The following is an 18,195-nucleotide window of genomic DNA, read 5'->3' as shown; positions in this document are numbered from 1 at the left end:
TAAAGTTTAGAACTAGGCAAACGTTTGCGCAATTTTCTATACTCATTTCTAGAATTGTCTATTTTTAAAGACACTATTTCCTTCCCATTGCTAGAGAAAGAATGTGTAGGAGAAAAAATGAATTGAGTAAACTTATATTAATATTAACAAAAATGACACTTAATAAACTAAAGTACAGATGGTTAAACGGTTTCTTTTTTGAGAATTGTCATAAAATTTGCTATAATAGTAGCTATGAATAGAATTAGGGTCAGCAAACGTGTTGAAAAAAAGCTAGCTAAGGGTCTAGTTCTTTTGGAAGCAAGTGATTTAAGAGATATTGATCTGACGGATCAGGCGGTAGAAGTTCTTAGTCAAGATGGAAAGTTTTTAGGGAGCGCCTATCTTTCTCAGCAGAATAAGGGAATCGGTTGGTTCATCAGCAAGGAAAAGGTTCGTTTCAATCAAGCCTTTTTTGAAATGCTGTTTCGTAAGGCCAAGGAAGCTAGAAAGCCTTATTATCAAGATGACTTGACTACTGCTTTTCGCCTTTTTAATCAAGAGGGGGATGGTTTTGGTGGTCTGACTGTTGATCTCTATGGAGATTATGCTGTCTTTTCTTGGTACAACTCCTATGTTTATCAGATTCGTAAGTTGATAGTTAAGACTTTTAAGGAAGTCTTTCCTGAGGTTTTGGGTGTATATGAAAAGATTCGTTTTAAAGGTCTAGATTACGAGTCTGCTCATGTCTATGGTGAGCAAGCGCCAGACTACTTTACTGTTCTTGAGAATGGTGTACTCTATCAGGTCTTTATGAATGATGGCTTGATGACAGGTATTTTTCTGGATCAGCACGAGGTTCGTGGGAGTCTGGTAGACGGTTTAGCCATGGGTAAATCCTTGCTCAATATGTTTTCCTATACAGCTGCCTTTTCAGTTGCTGCAGCTATGGGAGGTGCGAGTGAGACGACTTCTGTCGACTTGGCCAAACGGTCTAGAGAGCTGTCAGAAGCTCATTTTCAGGCAAATGGACTCAGCATGGACAATCATCGTTTTATCGTCATGGATGTCTTTGAGTACTTCAAGTATGCCAAGCGAAAAGGCTTGACCTATGATGTGATTGTTCTTGATCCACCAAGCTTTGCCCGCAATAAAAAACAAACATTCTCTGTAGCTAAGGACTATCACAAGTTGATTTCCCAGAGTCTAGAGATTTTAAATCCGGGAGGCATTATCATTGCCAGTACCAATGCTGCCAATGTTTCCCGCCAGAAATTTACAGAACAAATTGATAAAGGTTTTGCAGGAAGAAGGTATCAGGTCTTGAACCAATATGGTCTTCCAGCTGACTTTGCCTATAATAAAAAAGATGAAAGCAGTAATTACCTCAAGGTGATTAGTATGAAGGTTAGTAGATGAAATTAATCGTTTCAGTAATGCCAAGAAGTTTAGAAGAAGCGCAAGAACTGGATGCTACTAGGTATGAAGATGCCGATATCATTGAGTGGCGTGCGGACTTTCTTGCAAAGGACGCTATTTTACAGGTAGCACCCGCTATCTTTGAGAAATTTGCAGGACGCGAACTGGTCTTTACCCTTCGGACTCGCGCTGAGGGAGGAGAAATCGAACTCTCCTCAGAAGAGTATGTTCAAATCATCAAGGAAGTTACTCAGCTCTATCAGCCTGATTATGTAGATTTTGAGTATTTCAGCTACAAGGATGTATTTGAGGAGATGTTGAATTTTCCAAATCTTGTTTTGAGTTACCATAATTTCCAGGAGACACCTGAAAACATGATGGAAATCCTGTCTGAGTTGACCAGTCTCTCTCCAAAAGTGGTCAAGGTATCTGTCATGGCCCACACGGAGCAGGATGTTTTAGACTTGATGAACTACACACGAGGATTTAAAACACTCAATCCTGAGCAAGAGTACGTGACCATTTCCATGGGGAAAATGGGCAAGGTATCACGCATTACTTCAGATGTGACGGGTTCGAGTTGGTCATTTGCTAGTCTAGATGAAGCGAGTGCCCCAGGTCAGATCTCTCTATCAAACATGAAGAAAATCAGGGAGATTTTGGATGAAGCTTGATGGCTATACGCGTTTAGCTGCAGTTGTTGCAAATCCCATCAAACACTCTATTTCGCCCTTCATCCACAATAGGGCTTTTGAGGCGACAGCTACCAATGGTGTCTATGTGGCTTGGGAGATTGAAGCGGGTGACTTGGCAGAAACAGTCGCCAATATTCGCCGTTACCAGATGTTTGGAATCAACCTGTCTATGCCTTACAAGGAACAAGTGATTCCTTATCTGGATGAGTTGAGTGATGAGGCTCGCTTGATTGGGGCGGTCAATACTGTTGTCAATCATAATGGCACTTTAATTGGATATAATACAGATGGCAAGGGATTCTTTAAGAGCTTGCCTTCTTTTACAATCTCGGATAAGAAAATGACTATTCTGGGAGCAGGTGGCGCGGCCAAATCCATTTTGGCACAGGCTATTTTGGATGGCATCAGTCAGATTTCAGTCTTTGTTCGGTCAGTTTCCATGAAAAAAACAAGACCTTACCTAGACAAGTTGCAGGAGCAAACAGGTTTTAAAGTGGACTTGTATGCTTTAGAAGATCTTTCTGAACTGCAAGAAAAGATTGCCGATTCGCACTTACTAGTCAATGCCACCAGTGTGGGCATGGATGGCAAATCATCCCCAGTTCCAGAAAGCATTAATCTGCCAGAAACTCTCTTGGTCGCAGATATCATTTACCAACCCTTTGAGACGCCATTTTTGAAATGGGCTAGGAGGCAGGACAATCTAGCTGTCAATGGTCTGGGGATGTTGCTCTATCAAGCTGCAGAAGCTTTTCAACTGTGGACAGGTAAAGAAATGCCGACAGATGAGATTTGGCAGTCTTTAACAGAAAAATACCAATAATGAAAAGGAGACCCTACTATGAAAATCAGAATCGATATTACGCATCATCCCTATGATATTCAGATTGAAAAAGGTTGTCTATCGCAAGCAGGTCAGTGGTTGCGAGAACTCTGGCAACCTCAAAAGGTAGTCATTGTGACAGATAACCATGTAGCTTCTCTCTATGCAGAGAAGGTCAAACTCAGCCTAGAAGATGCTGGTTTTCAGGTAGCTGTTTTTGACTTTTTAGAAGGCGAAGAACGAAAAAATTTAACCACTGTTCAGAAAGTCTATGAATTTTTAGTTAAGCAGGGGCTGACTCGTAGCGATGGAATCGTGGCTCTTGGTGGTGGTGTCGTTGGGGATCTGGCTGGTTTTGTGGCCTCTACCTATATGCGGGGCATTCACTTTGTTCAGATTCCGACTAGTTTGACAGCCCAGGTTGATTCTTCTATCGGTGGAAAGACGGGTGTCAATACTCCTTTTGCTAAGAATATGGTGGGTACCTTTGCCCAACCAGATGGGGTTCTGATTGACCCGCTTGTCCTTGAAACTCTTGGAAAAAGAGAGTTGATTGAAGGGATGGGTGAGGTTATCAAGTACGGCTTGATTGAGGATCCAGAACTTTGGGCTCTCTTGACGGAGCTAGATGGTTCTGTAGAGAGCATTCTGGAACATGCAGAGACTTTGATTGAACTTTCTTGCCAAGTCAAGCGCAAGATGGTGGTTGAGGATGAGTTAGATAATGGTGTTCGGCTTTACCTCAATTTTGGGCACACTATTGGTCATGCCATCGAAGCGACTGCTGGTTATGGCAAGGTCATGCATGGAGAAGCTGTGGCCATGGGAATGGTACAGATTGCTAGGGTTGCTGAGGAAAAAGGCCTCATGCCAGCTGGCATAACTCAGTCCATTATAAAGATGTGTCAGAAATTTGGCTTGCCTGTTGACTATGAAAACTGGGATGTTGACAAACTTTATCAGGCTTTGACTCATGATAAGAAAGCGCGTGGGAATACCTTGAAATTGGTCTTGGTACCAGAGCTCGGCTCGGCGACCATTCACCCAGTTTCTCTGGAAGAGATGAAAGACTACTTGGTAAAATAAGGAGAATGTATGAGATATTTAACTGCAGGAGAATCACACGGCCCCCGTCTGACGGCTATTATTGAAGGAATTCCAGCGGGCCTTCCTTTAACAGTAGAGGACATCAATGAGGATCTGAAACGCCGTCAGGGTGGCTACGGTCGTGGTGGTCGTATGAAGATTGAGAGTGACCAGGTTGTCTTTACATCGGGCGTTCGCCACGGGAAGACGACAGGAGCTCCCATTACCATGGATGTCATTAACAAAGACCACCAAAAATGGCTGGACATCATGTCTGCTAAGGACATTGAAGACCGCCTTAAAAGCAGGCGAAAAATCACGCATCCACGTCCAGGTCACGCCGACTTGGTTGGGGGCATCAAGTACCGTTTTGATGATTTGCGAAATTCTTTGGAACGTTCATCAGCTCGTGAAACCACCATGCGGGTGGCAGTAGGAGCAGTAGCTAAACGCCTCCTGGCTGAACTTGATATGGAGATTGCTAACCACGTTGTGGTCTTTGGTGGCAAGGAAATCGATGTGCCTGAAAATCTAACCGTCGCTGAAATCAAGCAACGAGCTGCCCAGTCTGAAGTTTCTATTGTCAACCAAGAACGGGAACAGGAAATCAAGGACTACATTGACCAAATCAAGCGTGACGGTGATACCATCGGTGGGGTTGTGGAGACGGTCGTCGGAGGCGTACCAGTTGGCCTTGGATCCTATGTCCAATGGGATAGAAAATTAGATGCGCGATTGGCCCAAGCAGTTGTTTCTATCAATGCTTTTAAAGGGGTGGAATTTGGTCTCGGCTTTGAAGCTGGTTACCGCAAAGGCAGCCAAGTTATGGATGAAATTCTCTGGTCTAAAGAAGACGGCTATACTCGCCGTACCAATAATCTAGGTGGTTTCGAAGGTGGTATGACCAATGGGCAACCAATTGTTGTTCGTGGTGTTATGAAACCCATTCCCACTCTTTACAAACCATTGATGAGTGTGGATATCGAAACCCACGAACCTTACAAGGCAACCGTGGAGAGAAGTGATCCGACAGCCCTTCCAGCAGCTGGGGTGGTCATGGAAGCCGTTGTAGCAACGGTTCTGGCACAGGAAATCCTTAAAAAATTCTCATCAGATAATCTTGAAGAATTAAAAGAGGCAGTTGCCAAGCACCGAGACTATACAAAGAACTATTAAGGAGTTCCTATGGCAAAAACAGTCTATATAGCAGGTCTTGGATTGATTGGTGCTTCGATGGCGCTCGGTATCAAGCGTGATCATGCTGATTATGAAATTCTAGGTTATAATCGTAGCCAGGCTTCGAGAGACATTGCCTTGGAGCGAGGAATGATAGACCGTGCGACGGATGATTTTGCCAGTTTCGCTCCTCTGGCAGATGTCATCATTCTGACCTTACCAATCCAGCAGACCATTGCTTTTATTCAGGAGTTGGCAATGTTAGACTTGAAAGAAGACGTCATTATCTCGGATGCGGGCTCAACCAAATCAGCCATTGTAGATGCGGCAGAGCAGTATTTGGCTGGCAAGCCTGTTCGCTTTGTCGGGGCCCATCCCATGGCTGGTAGCCACAAGACAGGGGCTGCTTCTGCGGATGTTAATCTCTTTGAGAATGCCTATTATATCTTCACACCTTCGAGCCTGACAAGTCCTGACACACTTGAGGAAATGAAGGATCTGCTTTCAGGACTTCATGCTCGCTTTATCGAGATTGATGCCAAGGAGCATGATCGGGTGACTTCTCAGATTAGCCATTTTCCACATATTCTGGCTTCCAGTCTCATGGAGCAGACGGCAGTTTATGCTCAAGAACATGAGATGGCAAGGCGCTTTGCGGCGGGTGGTTTTCGAGATATGACTCGGATTGCGGAAAGCGAGCCGGGTATGTGGACTTCCATTCTCTTGTCCAATCGTGAAACTATTCTGGATCGAATTGCGGATTTCAAGGAACGCCTAGATGAGGTTGGACAAGCCATCAGCAAGGGAGATGAAGAGCAGATCTGGAACTTTTTCAACCAAGCGCGTGAGCAACGGCAGGCCATGGAAATCCATAAACGTGGTGGTGTGGATAGTTCTTATGACCTCTATGTCGATGTTCCCGATGAAGAAGATGTTATCTTGCGAATTTTGGAATTGCTAAGAGGAACTTCTTTGGTTAATATCCACATCAACGAAGAAAACCGTGAGGATGTTCACGGGATTCTACAAATTGCATTTAAAAATGCTCAAGATTTAGAACGAGCTGAGCGCTTAATTACAGAAAATACGGACTACACAGTCGTCATCAAATAAGGAGAAAACCATGTCAAATATTTATGATAGTGCAAATGAACTCAGTCGTGGCTTACGCGAATTACCAGAATACAAGGCGGTTAAGGCAGCTAAAGATGCCATCCAAGCTGATACTGAAGCCAGCAAGATTTTTGCAGATTATCTTGCCTTCCAGCAAGAAATCCAAGTCATGGCGCAAACTGGACAAATGCCAGATGCTTCTTTCCAAGAAAAAATGCAAACTTTCAGCAATCTCATTCAAGGGAATGCCCTCTTGTCGGACTTCTTTGCCAAACAGCAACAATTGTCCATTTACCTTTCAGACATTGAAAAAATTGTCTTTGAACCTGTTTCAGAATTATTGAAATAGTATTTTATCTGTATAAAAGCCAGAAATTTCAGGAATTTCTGGCTTTTTTGTGATAAAATAAGAAAAGTATTGCAAGTATGAGGTCAACTATGAAACTAAAAACAAACATTCGCCACTTACATGGCAGTATCCGGGTACCAGGTGACAAGTCTATCAGCCACCGTTCGATTATTTTTGGAAGTTTGGCTGAGGGCGAGACCAAGGTTTATGATATTTTGCGTGGAGAGGATGTACTTTCAACCATGCAGGTTTTTCGTGACCTTGGTGTTGAAATTGAGGACAAAGATGGGGTTGTTACCATTCAAGGCGTAGGCATGGATGGCTTAAAAGCGCCGCAAAACGCCTTGGATATGGGAAATTCTGGCACCTCAATTCGCCTGATCTCAGGTGTACTTGCTGGTGCAGACTTTGAAGTAGAGATGTTTGGAGATGACAGTCTTTCCAAACGCCCTATGGATCGTGTGACGATTCCACTGAAAAAAATGGGCGTTAGTATTTCAGGGCAAACCGAGCGAGACCTGCCCCCTCTTTGCTTAAAAGGGACGAAAAATTTAAGACCGATTCATTATGAGTTGCCAATCGCCTCTGCCCAAGTTAAGTCAGCCTTGATGTTTGCAGCCTTGCAGGCTCAGGGGGAGTCCGTTATTATCGAGAAAGAATGCACTCGTAACCACACCGAAGATATGCTACAGCAATTTGGTGGCCATTTAAGTGTGGATGGCAAGAAAATCACAGTCCAAGGACCTCAAAAACTGACAGGACAAGAGGTGGTCGTACCAGGAGATATTTCCAGTGCAGCCTTTTGGTTGGTAGCTGGATTGATTGTGCCAGATTCTCGTGTGGTGCTGCAGAATGTGGGCATTAACGAAACTCGCACTGGTATTATTGATGTCATTCGCACTATGGGTGGAAAATTGGAAATGACAGAAATAGATCCAGTCGCTAAATCTGCAACTCTGACTGTCGAGTCTTCAGACCTGAAAGGAACAGAGATTGGTGGAGCCTTGATTCCCCGATTGATTGATGAATTGCCTATTATTGCCCTTTTAGCGACACAAGCACAAGGTGTAACGGTCATTAAGAATGCTGAGGAGCTCAAGGTCAAGGAAACTGACCGCATTCAGGTGGTGGCAGATGCCTTAAATAGCATGGGAGCGGATATCACTCCTACGGCAGACGGGATGATTATCAAAGGGAAATCAAGCCTTCATGGTGCGAGAGTCAATACGTTTGGTGACCATCGAATCGGAATGATGACGGCCATTGCAGCTCTCTTGGTTGCAGATGGAGAAGTAGAGCTTGACCGTGCAGAAGCCATCAATACCAGCTATCCTAGCTTCTTTGATGATTTGGAGAGCTTGATTCATGGCTAAGGTTTTACTCGGATTTATGGGAGCTGGTAAGTCGACAATCGCTAGAGGATTGGACCCAGACTACATCGATATGGATGCCTTAGTCGAGGAACGTTTGGGCATGTCCATTGCGGATTTCTTCGCTGAAAAAGGAGAAGTGGCTTTTCGTCAAGTTGAGTCAGAAGTGCTAGCTGACTTACTACAAAAAGACAAAGTTGTGTCAACTGGCGGAGGAGTAGTCGTTTCTCAGAGAAATCGTGACTTGCTTAAGGCTAATCCTGATAATATCTACCTAAAAGCAGATTTTGAAACTCTCTACCAACGTATCGCAGCTGATAAGGACAATCAGCGCCCGCTTTTTCTCAACAAAAGTAAAGAAGAACTGGCCAGTATTTTCCAAAAAAGACGAGCTTGGTATGAGGAAGTAGCCAGTCGGGTTCTAGATGTGACCAAGTTTAGCCCAGAGGAAATTATAGAGGAACTGAGATGAAAATTGCCTATCTAGGTCCCAAGGGATCTTTTTCGCATCATGTTGTGCAGACAGCTTTTCCCAAAGAGGAATTGCAGGCTTTTGCCAATATCACAGATGTTATTAAGGCCTATGAGCAAGGCTTGGTGGACTATTCTGTGGTACCAGTTGAAAACTCCATTGAAGGTAGTGTCCATGAAAGCTTGGATTATCTTTTTCATCAGGCGGATATTCAGGCTGTTGCAGAAATTGTACAACCCATTCATCAGCAGCTGATGGTAGTTCCTGGTCAGTCAGAAATTGAGAAAATCTTTTCTCATCCTCAGGCTCTGGCTCAGGGAAAGAAATTCATAGAGGAGCATTATCCAGAAGCCCAGCTTGAAGTGACGGCAAGTACAGCTTATGCGGCTCGCTTTATCGCTGAACATCCATCCCAACCTTTTGCGGCTATTGCCCCTAGAAACTCCGCTGCAGAGTATGGTTTGGAATTGATAGCAGAAGATATCCAAGAAATGGAAGCTAATTTCACTCGATTTTGGGTTTTAGGGTCTGAGATTCCCACTATCCCTTTGCAATCGCAAACTGAAAAAATGAGTTTGGCCTTAACCTTACCGGACAATCTTCCCGGTGCCCTCTACAAGGCTCTTTCAACCTTTGCTTGGCGAGGTATTGACCTAACCAAGATAGAAAGTCGCCCTTTGAAAACAGCCTTGGGAGAATATTTTTTCATTATCGATGTAGACTATAGTGACAAAGAGCTGGTTCATTTTGCCAGACAAGAACTAGAAGCAATTGGAATCCAGTACAAGATACTGGGAACATACCCTATTTTCACCATAAGGGACCTAGGAAAGGAGAGCCTATGAGCAAAGAAAGCCCTTTAAGTCATCATGAGCAGTTACGCTATGATTACCTTTTTAAGAATATTCATTACCTAAATGACAGAGAAAAGAGAGAATTTGACTATCTGAAAAGAAAAATGGACGGTGGATTTCCCTCTAATGAAGGTGAAAGGGAAAAAAATTTAGGGAAGGATATTGGGATTCCACAGTATTCCAATCAAAGTCGCTCGAATAGACATCAGAAATTTCCCTCTCTTCCAAAAGTGAAAAAGAAGAAACCAAGAAGATTTTTTAAACGAGTTCTAATTTGGTTTTTGCTGTTGATAACCTGTGTGGCTGCGGGCATGATTATTATGTTCCTTCGAGGTTTCCAGTCTGCAACTACTAGCAATAAGCCAGCTGATGCAAAAGCAGCTCAAGTAGAGGTCTTTAATGGTCAAGATACTAAAGACGGGGTGAATATCCTAATCATGGGGACAGATGGCCGTATCGGTCAAAATAGTGCGGAGACTCGTACCGACACGATCATGGTTCTGAATGTCAGTGGATCGGATAAGAAGATTAAGCTAGTCAGCTTCATGCGTGACAACCTAGTCTATATTGATGGCTACAGCCAGATTGTGAATGGCAAGAAACAAACGGATAATAAACTCAATGTTGCTTATGAACTCGGGGAACAAGAAGGGCAAAAAGGGGCTGAAATGGTCCGCAAGGTTCTAAAAGACAACTTTGATTTGGATATTAAGTACTATGCCCTAGTGGATTTCCAAGCCTTTGCAACTGCTATTGATACGCTATTTCCTGATGGGGTGACTATAGACGCTAAGTTTTCAACGTTAAATGGTCAGCCTCTGACAGAAGCCACAGTTGGAGACGACCTTCATGCAACAGCAACGGAATCACCAACTCAAACGATTAAAGTTGGGAAACAGCAGATGAATGGCTCCACCTTGCTCAATTACGCTCGCTTCCGTGATGATGATGAAGGAGACTATGGTCGTACCAAACGTCAGCAGCAAGTCATGTCAGCTGTTCTTGAGCAAATCAAGGATCCAACCAAACTCTTTACAGGATCAGAGGCACTTGGAAAGGTCTTTGGAATGACCTCAACCAATCTACCTTATACCTTCCTGCTGACTAATGGTTTGTCAGTTATCGAAGGTGCACAGAATGGTATCGAAAGATTGACAGTTCCAGAACTTGGCGATTGGGTAGATGCTTATGATGTCTACGGAGGACAAGGTCTACTTGTCGACCAAAACAAATACCGGACTAAACTCGCCCAAATGGGAATGAGATAAGATGTATATAAATAAAAATCAAAGCTTTATTCACTAATAAAAAGAGTAGATGAAGCTTTGATTTTTACGGTATCTGATGGATTTTTAAGGCTTTTTTATGGTATAATAAAACGATATAACTCGTTATTGGACAGAAGAGGAGAGACATGAGTGATTTGAAAGCGATTCAGGCTCGTAGTCTGGAAATGGCTGAATATTTCGTCGCATTTTGTAAAGAACATGACTTGTTGTGCTATCTCTGTGGTGGAGGAGCGATTGGTGCCCTTCGCAACAAGGGTTTCATTCCTTGGGATGATGACCTAGACTTTTTTATGCCTCGCAAGGACTATGAAAAGTTAGCTGAACTATGGCCTCGTTATGCAGATGAGCGTTATTTCTTGTCAAAGAGTCACAAGGATTTTGTAGACCGTAACCTTTTTATTACTATTCGTGATAAAGAAACAACTTGTATCAAGCCTTATCAACAGGATTTGGATTTGCCACACGGTTTGGCCTTGGACGTTTTGCCTTTGGATTATTATCCTAAAAATCCAGCTGAGCGCAAGAAACAGGTTCGCTGGGCCTTGATTTATTCCCTTTTCTGTGCGCAAACTGTTCCAGAAAAGCATGGTGCAGTCATGAAATGGGGAAGTCGTATCTTACTCGGTTTGACTCCTAAATCTCTACGTTATCGCATTTGGAAAAAAGCTGAAAAAGAAATGACCAAGTATGGTCTGGCTGAGAGCGATGGAATCACGGAATTATGCTCGGGGCCTGGCTACATGCGAAACAAATATCCAATCGCATCCTTTGAGGACAATCTCTTCTTGCCATTCGAAGGAACAGAGATGCCCATTCCAGTCGGCTATGATGCCTATCTCAACACTGCTTTTGGGGATTATATGACACCGCCACCAGCAGACAAGCAGGTACCACATCATGATGCGATTATAGCAGACATGGACAAGAGCTACACAGAGTACAAGGGAGAATATGGGGCATGATGGAAGAAAAAATTAGCGTCATTGTTCCAGTCTACAATGTAAAAGCCTATTTGGAGCGATGTGTGGAGTCGATTCTTCAACAGACTTATGCCCATTTTGAGTTAATCCTAATCAATGATGGTTCTACTGATTCCAGTGGACAGATCTGTGATCACTTAGCATCTCGGCATGAGAATATCAAGGTTTATCATATCGAAAATGCTGGAGTCTCAAATGCGAGAAATATGGGAATTCAGCTAGCGACGGGTTCTTGGGTTACCTTTATTGATAGCGATGATTTCGTTACTAAAGATTATCTGGAAATCTTGATTGGTGCAGTTGATGATAAGGAGTCCGTAGGATTTACAATCGCTCCTCTGCACCATATTAAAAACGGCATTTTGACAGACTTACCTCCTCATTCTGGAAAAAAAGAAATCTGGTCAACAGAAGAAACCATGAAGGAATTACTGATGACCACTAGAACGTCATTTTTTCCAGTCGCTAAACTGTTTAAGAGAGACCTGCTTGCGGATGAAAAGTTTAATACAAATTATCATCTAGCTGAAGATGCTTTATTTTTGACAGAGTTTCTGCTAAAAACAAGATGTAATAGTGTGTTTATTGACAAACCAATTTATTATTATGATCATCGTGAGGGAAGTGCGACAACATCTGTTAATCAGCATGTATTTGACACAATAGAAGTTTATAAGCAAATAATCGCTCAAGTATCACAAGTCTTTCCTGATTTAAAACCTGAATTAAAAAATAGAGAATGTTGGTCGTACATCACAGTTTACGATAAAATTATCTTTACTTCATCTGAACAGTATCAAAAGGAGAAAGCTGAGTTGAGGACTTGGATTGTTCAGCATCGACGCGAAATTTGGAAGGATGCTTATTTCACTACTTTTCGCAAGGTAGCGATCCTTTCACTTGTCATTTCTCCATGGCTATATAAGAAAATTGTTGGATTAAAAAACTAATATCATGAGAAGGAGTTGAAAATGAATTTTTCAAAAATGGATGAATACTTTGAAAAATCAAAACTATGGATTGCATATCTATTTGTTTTTATTTCGATTTTAAGTATGAGTTCACTGGTTTATAAGGTAGCAAATCCAATCTATAAGGGATTGTCAGCGATTGTTGTACTTTATATTTGCTATACCTTGTTGTTTAAGTGGAAACAGATTACAGTAGATCGAAAGTTTTTGGTCTTATTTGGCTTGTTATCTGGGAGTCATCTGCTATCGGCTATATTCAATCGCTCTGGACATTTGATTGGGAATGTGATTGAAATCCTTTTCATGGTAACCTATGTTTTATTATTTACCATGTTACAATCAGGGCAACTTAAAAAATTATTTGACTGGATTGCCTATACGGTTCAAATTGTATCTTTTTCTTCAGCAATTTTTGCGTTTGGTTTATTGATAAGTAGAGTCCTTATCCTATTTAAAATTGGCGAGCAATCTTATTACTATGGTGTCATGAATGGACGTCTGTGGGGGATTGTTAATCCTAATGCTAGTGCGATATTTTCATACATTAGCATTATTTTGGCCATGTATTTGATCCATAAAGGAAGTAAATATTCTGTTTATCTTAAACTGAACAATCTGATTCAATTAGTATACTTTGCTACTATGCAAAGTAGAGGAGCCTTACTTTCTTTACTCCTCATGATTGGACTCTATAGTTTCTTTGCCACTAGAGGAAGTATCCTTAAACGATTCCTCACTTTTATAGTTGCTGGTTTGCTGATTACTGCTACCAACATTGGATTAAGCTATGTAACTTCAATCTATATCGCATCTGAAACTGCGACTGTTTTTGACTTAAACAAAGGACAGTCCTACGCTGAGACAGATTCGTCTGTTACCAAGAAGAACGGTGAACTCCATCTAATTGAAACAACACCAAGTGGTAGAACCTATATATGGAAAAATGCCATCAAGATGGGAAGTGCCAAACCAATTTTTGGTTATGGTGTACGGAATGTTCCAGATTACTATACAGAATATTTCAGTAAATTCGAGATTCAAAACTCCCTTATCGGTGGGAATTTCCATAACATTTTTGTGACCATATTTGTCAGTTCGGGAGTTCTAGGCTTGGTATCCTTCCTTCTTATACTGGCTTATGTCATCAAGCGCTTTTTAACTTATTTGATTGTGTCCAAGAAAAATACTGACAAATTGATTATGATTCTTTTCTTCGGTATCTTGTTTGGTCAGTTGTTTGAGAGTCAGATTATGTATTCAACCAACTTTATTAATATCATCTTCTGGTTAGCAATTGGCTATGGACTCGTAGTCTGCAAACGGGATGAAGGAGTTCGGTACCAAGAAGTAACAGATATCAGTGAAATTCAACAGATGGAACTTGGAATCATGGAGTATATTCATGAAGTTTGTCAGAAAATTGGTGTCAAGTATTTCTTAGCATATGGAAGTCTAATTGGTGCGGTTCGCCATAAAGGTTTTATCCCTTGGGACGATGATATGGATATCTGCATGCTAAGAGAAGATTATGAGAAACTACAAGATTACCTCATCGCTCATCCTGATGAACGCTATGAAGTCATGTCTTATAAAAATAATCTCAACTATGTCTATCCTTTTATGAAAGTGCAGGATAACCATACCTACTTGCTCGAAGAAGATGTACGAATTGATTCAAATATGGGAATCTATGTGGATATTTTCCCTGTAGATGGTTATGAAGATGATACAGATTTTAAAAACAAGATGACGAAACTCATAAAGAAACGTCAATTGAGTTGTTACACTTTTAAAGGAATTACCAACACGAAAAGTCTACTAAATTCTTTGATCCGTTATATCTCTGTTGTCATTTTCTATTTTACAAATACGAATAAGTATGTTGAGCAAATTGATGAGCTTGCTAAATCTAGAGCAGTTGCTGACTACGAGCAAGTTGACTATTTGATTTACAAGGATATGAATAAGCCAGTTTGGAAACGTGAGTGGTTAGAACAAGTGATTGTGGGAACATTTGAAGGTAAGGAATTTATGATTCCAAAACACTACCATGAAATTTTGACCTCTGACTACGGAGATTACATGCAATTGCCCCCTCTTGAACAGAGAGTATCTCACCATGATTTTAAACTGTGGAAAATCACTAAAAGTTCTAAGTAAGCAAATCGCAGTTAGAAATCGTTTAAAGAATTAGTCGAAATTAGGAGAATAAAACGTATGTCTGAGAGAGTTTTAAGTCTTGAAGAAATAAAACAAGTGGAGTTGGATATTTTAAAGTATCTACATGAACTATGTGAACAGCATCAGATTAAATATTTTATTGATTTTGGAACCTTACTAGGAGCTGTCCGCCATAAAGGATTTATCCCTTGGGATGATGATACAGATATTTCCTTAGCGCGAGATGAATTTGAAAAGCTTTATAAGGTTTTAAAAAATGAGAATCATCCCTACTACAAATTGATTTCATTTAGAGAAACAAAAGGCTATCCTTACAGTTATATGCGTGTCCACGATATTAGAACACGTAGAGACGCCAATCTTCTGGACCCGACAGTTGTATTAGGAACTTGCGTTGACATTTTTCCATACGATGGTGTCGTGACGGAGGAAAGTGATTGTAAGAAAATGAAGCTCTATAAACACTTTGTCCGCCTTTCTTCTTTGAATTTCAAAGGAATTAAATCAGAAAATGGGGGGATAAAAAATCTGCCTCGTTATATTGGGTCAGCTGTTTTCCGTCTAAGCTCTCCACAAACTTGGAATCAAAAATTAGAGAACCTTGCTTTGAAATATAGTGTAAATCAAGCTACAGATCTTACCTGTACGATATTTGATCCAAGTTTTCCAGAGGGAATCAAAAAAGAATGGCTCTATGATCTGATTGATATGCCATACGAAAACATCGTAGTGAAGGCTCCGAGAAAATACCATGAAATTCTTGTCTACGAATTTGGATCAGATTATATGACTCCACCACCTGTTGAACAGCAGGTTCCAGGAACTGATAAGAATTATTGGATTGATTAGTAAAAGATTGTTTTCATCGAGAAAGGAGTGTTCAAGATGAAGAATAAAAGATTAGTTAAATTAGTCAGTTATGGTTTACTTGCTTTCCTTTTTGTGTTGATTGGTTTATCACAACAAGTTAATGCAGACACTATTACTGCTGGTTCAGGCAATCGTATCCATTTCATAAATACTAAAGCAAAATCTGGGAGTGATGCTATCCTTCTGGAAAGCAATGGTCATTATGCCTTGATTGATATGGGGGAAGATTATGACTTTCCTGATGGGAGTGATCCACGCTATCCAAGTCGTTGGGGAATTTCCATGAGAAATTATCAAGTCTTGGAAGACCGTTTGATTCGCCATCTTGATCAGATTGGTGTTAAAAAACTGGATTTTATTATTGGAACCCATGTACATAGTGACCATATCGGCGGAGCAGATGAGATACTTAATCGTTATCAGGTTGGTAAGTTTTATTTGAAAAAATATTCAGATGATCGGATCACAGCAAACTGGGGACTCTGGGATAATCTTTTTAATTACGATAATGCTTTGAGAGCCGCACAAAAACGAGGGGTTACTCTTATTCAGAATATTACAGACGAGGATAGTCACTTTAAATTAGGTGATATGGATATCCAACTCTATAATTATAAAAATGAATATGATGCTGATGGTAACCTGAAAAAAGTTCTAGATGATAACTCCAACTCTATCGTTTCGGTGGTGACTGTGGCAGGAAAGAGAATCTATCTTGGTGGAGATTTGGATAATGCCGAAGGAGCGGAAGATAAGTTAGGTCCTGTTATCGGCAAGGTTGATATGATGAAATGGAACCATCATTATGATGCGACAATTTCAAATACGATTAATTTTCTTGAAAACCTATCTCCAAAGATGATTATTCAAACAACTGGTGGTGATATTAATGTTGCTTCAACCAGAGAATATCTCCAAAAGAAAAATATTCAAGTTCTCAGAGCTTCTAGTCAAACTCAAGACGCTACTGTTTTTGATATTAGTGATAGCGGATTTGCCAATGTTTCTAATCTCTTCCCTGACATCCCTGTAGTTGACGAAAAATGGTATCAAGAAGGTGGCTACTGGAAATATCGTTTAGCAGATGGGGAAATGGCTATCGGTTGGAAAGAGATTGGCGGAGCCACTTACTTCTTTAATGGAAAAGGGCAAATGCAAGCAGGACGCTGGCTTCACCTTAATGATGATTGGGGAGAAAATGCTAAGGGGAATGATTACTATCTCAACTCAAATGGTAAAATGCAAACAGGCGGTTGGTTCAAGCTGGATGGCCATTGGTATTATATCCAATCAAATGGTGCTAGACGATTTAGTGAGCTTTCTGAAATTGGAGGGAAGAAATATCTCTTTGCAGCAGATGGAAAGATGCTAACAGGAAATCAAGTCTTTAATGGCAAGAAGATGTTCTTTGCAGACAGTGGTGCACTTCAAACAGCAGGTAATCCTTCAACTTGGCAAAAGATTGATTCAGATTGGTATTTCTATGATGAGGATGGGCTAAAGACCATCGGTAAAAAGAATATCAACGGAAGCACATACTACTTTAATCAAGAAGGTGTCATGCAAACTGGCTGGGCCTTTGTTGATGGTCACTGGAACTATTTTGCAAGTTCTGGAGCTATGAAAACTGGATGGGTCAAGGATCAGGACACTTGGTATTATCTGGACAAAGATGGCATCATGCTCACTGGAAAACAAGATATAAATGGTGTTCGTTACTATTTGAACGCTAGTGGTGCCATGCAAACAGGCTGGAAATGGCTAGAGAACAATTGGTATTACTATGCGAACTCAGGAGCTATGAAAACTGGATGGGTCAAGGATCAGGACACTTGGTATTATCTGGACAAAGATGGCATCATGCTCACTGGAAAACAAGAAATCAATGGTACGCGTTACTATTTGAATACCAGCGGTGCCATGCAAACAGGCTGGCAGTGGCTTGATAAACACTGGCATTACTACGCTGACTCAGGAGCTGTGAAAACTGGTTGGTTGAAGGATCAAGGAACATGGTATTATCTTGAAGATCAGGAAGGTATCATGCTGGTCGGTTTCCAACAAGTAGATGGTAAGCAGTATTACTTTAGTGCATCAGGAGCTATGCAAACAGGCTGGAAATGGTTTGATAATCATTATCGTTACTTTGAAGCAAATGGAGCTATGAAAACAGGTTGGATAAAGGATAAAGGAATCTGGTATTATCTCAATCCTGAAGATGGCATCATGTTGGTTGGCCTTCATAAAGTAAATGGTGATCATTATTACTTTGATGAATCAGGAGCTATGCAGACCGGTTGGAAACGAATTGACGGTAATTGGTACTATTTCCAAACAGATGGTTCCTTGTTGAAAAATGCCACCACACCGGATGGTTATAAGGTAAACGAGGAAGGCATTTGGAGACAGGCTGTTGCTGCTGTCAATGGCGAAGCAGATCAGTCAGAGAAGAAGCAAGAAGCTAGTTCCTCTATTGCTGAACAGCCAAAACAAGATTCAAATCTAGAAGCCAATACTTCTGACAAGAAAGAAAAAGAATAAAAGAAACACCCTACTAGTAAACGCTCG

At 41.2% G+C, this 18,195-nt stretch carries 16 protein-coding genes; all 16 read left to right on the top strand.

Annotation, left to right across the window (positions count from 1 at the left end; translation table 11 throughout):
- The first annotated feature begins 234 nt into the window (after nt 1-234).
- Entirely contained in the window at nt 235-1,398 is a 1,164-nt protein-coding gene (locus tag FQT28_RS06375) for a class I SAM-dependent rRNA methyltransferase (protein ID WP_185952359.1), read from the top strand.
- Nucleotides 1,395-2,072, top strand: coding sequence for a type I 3-dehydroquinate dehydratase (aroD, locus tag FQT28_RS06370; protein WP_143989735.1), 678 nt, complete (start codon nt 1,395-1,397; stop codon nt 2,070-2,072). Before FQT28_RS06375 ends, aroD begins: the two co-directional genes overlap by 4 nt.
- On the top strand, nt 2,062-2,916 hold the full coding sequence (locus FQT28_RS06365; RefSeq protein ID WP_143989734.1) for a shikimate dehydrogenase: 855 nt from the start codon (nt 2,062-2,064) through the stop codon (nt 2,914-2,916). The genes aroD and FQT28_RS06365 overlap by 11 nt, the downstream gene beginning before the upstream one ends.
- A gap of 18 nt (nt 2,917-2,934) precedes the next feature.
- Nucleotides 2,935-4,002: a 3-dehydroquinate synthase gene (gene aroB, locus FQT28_RS06360; protein ID WP_143989733.1), complete on the top strand. Its 1,068-nt coding sequence runs from the start codon at nt 2,935-2,937 to the stop codon at nt 4,000-4,002.
- A 9-nt stretch (nt 4,003-4,011) separates the two neighbouring features.
- Nucleotides 4,012-5,178 (top strand): chorismate synthase, encoded by a 1,167-nt coding sequence (gene aroC / locus FQT28_RS06355; RefSeq protein ID WP_143989732.1) that lies wholly within the window; start codon nt 4,012-4,014, stop codon nt 5,176-5,178.
- 9 nt (nt 5,179-5,187) lie between these two features.
- Complete coding sequence (locus FQT28_RS06350; RefSeq protein ID WP_143989731.1) at nt 5,188-6,291, top strand: prephenate dehydrogenase; 1,104 nt, start codon at nt 5,188-5,190, stop codon at nt 6,289-6,291.
- Nucleotides 6,292-6,301: 10 nt separating this feature from the next.
- Nucleotides 6,302-6,640 carry a YlbF/YmcA family competence regulator gene (locus tag FQT28_RS06345; RefSeq protein ID WP_084911439.1) on the top strand — a complete coding sequence of 113 codons (339 nt, stop codon included), beginning with the start codon at nt 6,302-6,304 and terminating at the stop codon, nt 6,638-6,640.
- A gap of 89 nt (nt 6,641-6,729) precedes the next feature.
- Nucleotides 6,730-8,013 (top strand): 3-phosphoshikimate 1-carboxyvinyltransferase, encoded by a 1,284-nt coding sequence (gene aroA, locus FQT28_RS06340; RefSeq protein WP_143989730.1) that lies wholly within the window; start codon nt 6,730-6,732, stop codon nt 8,011-8,013.
- Complete coding sequence (locus tag FQT28_RS06335) at nt 8,006-8,482, top strand: shikimate kinase (protein ID WP_143989729.1); 477 nt, start codon at nt 8,006-8,008, stop codon at nt 8,480-8,482. Before aroA ends, FQT28_RS06335 begins: the two co-directional genes overlap by 8 nt.
- Nucleotides 8,479-9,327 (top strand): prephenate dehydratase, encoded by an 849-nt coding sequence (gene pheA, locus FQT28_RS06330; RefSeq protein ID WP_125449435.1) that lies wholly within the window; start codon nt 8,479-8,481, stop codon nt 9,325-9,327. Before FQT28_RS06335 ends, pheA begins: the two co-directional genes overlap by 4 nt.
- Nucleotides 9,324-10,604: an LCP family protein gene (locus FQT28_RS06325; RefSeq protein WP_125449433.1), complete on the top strand. Its 1,281-nt coding sequence runs from the start codon at nt 9,324-9,326 to the stop codon at nt 10,602-10,604. Before pheA ends, FQT28_RS06325 begins: the two co-directional genes overlap by 4 nt.
- Nucleotides 10,605-10,750: 146 nt before the next feature.
- Complete coding sequence (locus FQT28_RS06320) at nt 10,751-11,587, top strand: LicD family protein (RefSeq protein ID WP_125449432.1); 837 nt, start codon at nt 10,751-10,753, stop codon at nt 11,585-11,587.
- Nucleotides 11,584-12,555, top strand: coding sequence for a glycosyltransferase family 2 protein (locus FQT28_RS06315; RefSeq protein WP_125449430.1), 972 nt, complete (start codon nt 11,584-11,586; stop codon nt 12,553-12,555). Before FQT28_RS06320 ends, FQT28_RS06315 begins: the two co-directional genes overlap by 4 nt.
- Before the next feature lie 21 nt (nt 12,556-12,576).
- Nucleotides 12,577-14,736: a LicD family protein gene (locus FQT28_RS06310; protein WP_143989728.1), complete on the top strand. Its 2,160-nt coding sequence runs from the start codon at nt 12,577-12,579 to the stop codon at nt 14,734-14,736.
- A gap of 57 nt (nt 14,737-14,793) precedes the next feature.
- Complete coding sequence (locus FQT28_RS06305) at nt 14,794-15,606, top strand: LicD family protein (protein ID WP_125449426.1); 813 nt, start codon at nt 14,794-14,796, stop codon at nt 15,604-15,606.
- Nucleotides 15,607-15,642: 36 nt separating this feature from the next.
- Nucleotides 15,643-18,168: an MBL fold metallo-hydrolase gene (locus FQT28_RS06300; RefSeq protein WP_143989727.1), complete on the top strand. Its 2,526-nt coding sequence runs from the start codon at nt 15,643-15,645 to the stop codon at nt 18,166-18,168.
- Nucleotides 18,169-18,195 lie beyond the last annotated feature (27 nt).

The organism is Streptococcus oralis (assembly GCF_901543815.1).
Lineage (GTDB): Bacteria > Bacillota > Bacilli > Lactobacillales > Streptococcaceae > Streptococcus > Streptococcus oralis_CM.
The sequence above is the reverse complement of the archived record's forward strand: the minus strand, read 5'-3'. Positions and strand labels throughout refer to the sequence as shown.